General features: G+C 70.1%; 5 protein-coding genes. 2 read left to right on the top strand and 3 right to left on the bottom strand.

Annotated features, from left to right (window positions below; all coding sequences use genetic code 11):
• Positions 1-296: 296 nt before the first annotated feature.
• A complete protein-coding gene (locus G6018_RS02005) occupies positions 297-1,250 on the top strand; it encodes an L-lactate dehydrogenase (RefSeq protein WP_179524702.1) in 954 nt (317 codons plus the stop codon).
• Between the two features lies 1 nt (position 1,251).
• Here G6018_RS02005 and G6018_RS02000 read toward each other — a convergent pair whose 3' ends face one another.
• A complete protein-coding gene (locus G6018_RS02000; RefSeq protein ID WP_179524701.1) occupies positions 1,252-1,395 on the bottom strand; it encodes a hypothetical protein in 144 nt (47 codons plus the stop codon).
• A 120-nt stretch (positions 1,396-1,515) separates the two neighbouring features.
• On the opposite strand from G6018_RS02000, the gene G6018_RS01995 reads away from it, so the two are divergent.
• Positions 1,516-1,917 carry a DUF6157 family protein gene (locus tag G6018_RS01995; protein ID WP_182638580.1) on the top strand — a complete coding sequence of 134 codons (402 nt, stop codon included), beginning with the start codon at positions 1,516-1,518 and terminating at the stop codon, positions 1,915-1,917.
• Here the strand turns inward: G6018_RS01995 and G6018_RS01990 are convergent.
• Entirely contained in the window at positions 1,914-2,531 is a 618-nt protein-coding gene (locus tag G6018_RS01990) for a GDSL-type esterase/lipase family protein (protein WP_017837202.1), read from the bottom strand. The genes G6018_RS01995 and G6018_RS01990 overlap by 4 nt on opposite strands.
• A gap of 118 nt (positions 2,532-2,649) precedes the next feature.
• On the bottom strand, positions 2,650-3,146 hold a 497-nt coding region (locus tag G6018_RS01985; RefSeq protein ID WP_241731232.1), incomplete at its 5' end, for a response regulator transcription factor.

The raw sequence follows: 3,146 nt of genomic DNA, 5'->3' as shown, positions 1-3,146 counted from the left end.
CGAGCGCGCGGCGGCGGGCGGACCCCCACCGGGCATCGTGGCCAGTCGGCGACGCAGCTCAGCGACGCGGTCCGCCGTGCCGAGGCCGGACAGATCAACGACAGAGGTGCCCACTACCATCACCACCAACTCCCACCCCGGACGACACGCCGCCAACCGCTCGGATCGAACTATTTTTCGATCACGGGGAACAGTGAACACCACGAGCCCGACACAGTGCAAGAACACCTGTTCGAACGGGGTTCTCCTCGTCGTCGTCCCCCGTCGTTCACCCGGAGCATCTACCCTCGGTGACCATGAAGGCCTCCATCGGGAACCGCATCGTGCTCATCGGCGCCGGGGACGTGGGCATCGCCTACGGTTACGCGCTCGTCAACCAGGGCCTGGCCGACCACCTGTCCATCATCGACATCGACCACGACAAACTGGTCGGCGAGGTCATGGACCTCAACCACGGCGTCGTGTGGGCCCCCTCCCCCACCCTCGTCACGGAGGGCACCTACGACGACTGTGCGGACGCCACGATGGTGGTGATCTGCGCCGGCGCCGCCCAGCGCCCCGGCGAGACGCGGCTCGACCTGGTCGGCAGGAACATGGCGATCTTCGAGGGGATCGTCGGCGATGTCATGGCGACCGGCTTCGACGGCATCCTGCTCGTGGCCACCAACCCGGTCGACATCCTCGCCCAGGCCTCGTGGCGCTACTCCGGCCTGCCCTCCGCGCAGGTCATCGGCTCCGGAACGATCCTCGACTCCGCGCGCTTCCGGTTCATGCTGGGCGAGTACTACGACGTCGCCCCGATGAGCGTGCACGCCTCGATCATCGGCGAACACGGCGACACCGAGCTACCGGTCTTCTCGTCGGCCAACGTCTCCGGGGTGCCACTGCGTCGGGATCTCGACGGGGACCCGGCCACGCGGGAACGGCTGGCCCAGATCTTCACGGAGACCAGGGACGCCGCCTACCGGATCATCGACTCCAAGGGGTCCACCAGCTACGGCATCGGCATGGGGCTCGCCCGCATCACGCGCGCCGTCCTGCGCAACGAACAGGTGTCGCTACCGGTCTCCACGTTGCTGCGGGGCGAGTACGGCCAGGACGGGATCTTCATCGGCGTCCCCGCGGTGATCGGCCGGACCGGCGTACAGCGCGTGGTGGAGCTGGAACTCGACGCCACCGAGACCGAACAGTTCGCCCGCAGCGCGTCTGCGCTGCGGGCGGTGTCGGAGCAGTTCGAGATACTGCGCTGAGTCAGGGGGTCGCGGGGGGATCGCTGGCCGGGAACGACTCGTCGCCCCACTCGTCGGCGACCGCGTCGTCGTGGTCATACCGGGCCTTGTCCGCGGGCTCCTCGGAATGCTGGCCGATGCGGTCAGGGTTCTGCGGACTCGTCATGATTCATCCTCCTGCCGCCGTACGGGGCGTGCGGCGATACTCAGATTACCGGAGACCACCGACCCCGACCGCGACGGAGAGAACACCATCGCGCTCACCCCGGGAACAGGAGAGGGCGCCATGCACAGCACCGACTACACCGACACACTGATCCTGCCCGCGGCCGACACCCGGGCCGAGACGGCCACGGCGCCGCCCGCGGGGAGACGCTCGATCGCCGAGTTGCAGTACGAGAGGCTCTCGGGTGCGGACTACACCTGGACGAGCGACGATCTGATCTTCGACGTCCACTGCGCTCGCAAGGGCATCGGGGAGGCCGACCGCGCGGCCGAACGCGAGCGGTTCTTCTCCAAGGGCCAACCGTGCCTGCGCACCTCCCCGCTGACCAAGACGTACGGCTGGGCGATGCACTTCGACTCCGGCGGGAGGATCGCGCTGCTGCCCATGGGGTCGGACCGTCTGGCCGAACTGCAGGCCGACCCGTCCGTGACGATCAGGACCGCCATGAAGAGTTCCCGCTAGCCCGGCTCGACGTCCGGCAGGGAGCGCAGCCACCCGAGCACCGGGTCGCAGATGACCCGGGCGAACTCCTCGTACCCGGCGGGGCCGGGGTGTGCCCCGTCGCCGGCGGTGACCTCGCGCATCCACGCGCCGCCGGGCCGCAGTGAATCGAAGGTCGGAACGAACGGCACCCCGGCCTCCGCGCACACCGCGGCCATGGCCGCGGCACGGGCGGCGATCCGCTCGTTGACCTGCTCCCACATGACCGGTGGCGGCCCCACCACCAGGAACCGCCCCTCGGGAGCACGGGCGATCATCCCCCGCAGGGCCGAGACCGTGCCCGCCTCCTCGACACGGAGGGCACCCTCGTGCTCCATCACGTCGTTGACGCCGAACTCCGCGATCACCGCCGTGGTCGGGAACGCGGCCCGTCGGCGGTCGACCTCGTCCCAACGGTCCAGGATCATCTCGGAGGTGTCCCCGCCGATCCCCGCGACGGTGGTGTGGAGGCTCAGACCCGCCCCGGCACCCTCCTCGACCAGGTGCGCGGTCCACCCCCGGCCGGTCTCGTCGCCGTACCCGGCCACGAAGGAGTCACCGATGATGCAGACGGGGAGGTCGCGCGGTTCGCTCACGACGCCACGGTAGCTGGCCGGCGTCAACGTCAAGAGCGTTCCGCACACCCCACTCCGGGCAGATGTGTGCGGAACGCTCTTCGCGACGACACGGCACCGAGGGTGGGGGCGGCGTGCGTCAGTCCAGGTGACGGGACTGCGCCCAGCGGGTGAGCGCGTGCCGGTTGGACTGCTGGGTCTTGCGCAGCACGTTGGAGGCGTGCGTCTCCACCGTCTTGACCGAGATGAACAGCTTCTCCGCGATCTCCTTGTAGGTGTACCCGCGTGCCAACAACCGCAGCACCTCCTTCTCCCGCGGAGTGAGGGAGTCGACCTCCGGGTCGTGGACGGGCTCACCCCGCTCCTCCGGCCCGGGAGCGGCGCGGGCGAACGCGTCCAGGACGAACCCGGCCAGGCGCGGGGAGAACACAGCGTCCCCGTCGGCCACGCGGCGCACGGCGTCGGCGAGCTCCCCACCGGAGATGGTCTTGGTGACGTATCCGCGCGCGCCGCCGCGGATCACGGCGATCACGTCCTCCGCGGCGTCCGAGACACTCAGTGCGAGGAAGGTCGACACGGGCGCGTCGGCCGTGCCGGAGGTGGCGGGGGCGCCGGAGGTGGCGGGGGCGCCGGAGG

It is taken from the genome of Dietzia sp. DQ11-44, from assembly GCF_014145205.1.
GTDB lineage: Bacteria > Actinomycetota > Actinomycetes > Mycobacteriales > Mycobacteriaceae > Dietzia > Dietzia natronolimnaea.
The sequence above is the reverse complement of the archived record's forward strand: the minus strand, read 5'-3'. Positions and strand labels throughout refer to the sequence as shown.

Bases quoted from the DNA above. Each gene is read 5' to 3' on its own strand.
- G6018_RS02005 (WP_179524702.1), top strand. From the start codon at position 297: ATGAAGGCCTCCATCGGGAACCGCATCGTGCTCATCGGCGCCGGGGAC.
- G6018_RS02000 (WP_179524701.1), bottom strand. From the start codon at position 1,395: ATGACGAGTCCGCAGAACCCTGACCGCATCGGCCAGCATTCCGAGGAG.
- G6018_RS01995 (WP_182638580.1), top strand. From the start codon at position 1,516: ATGCACAGCACCGACTACACCGACACACTGATCCTGCCCGCGGCCGAC.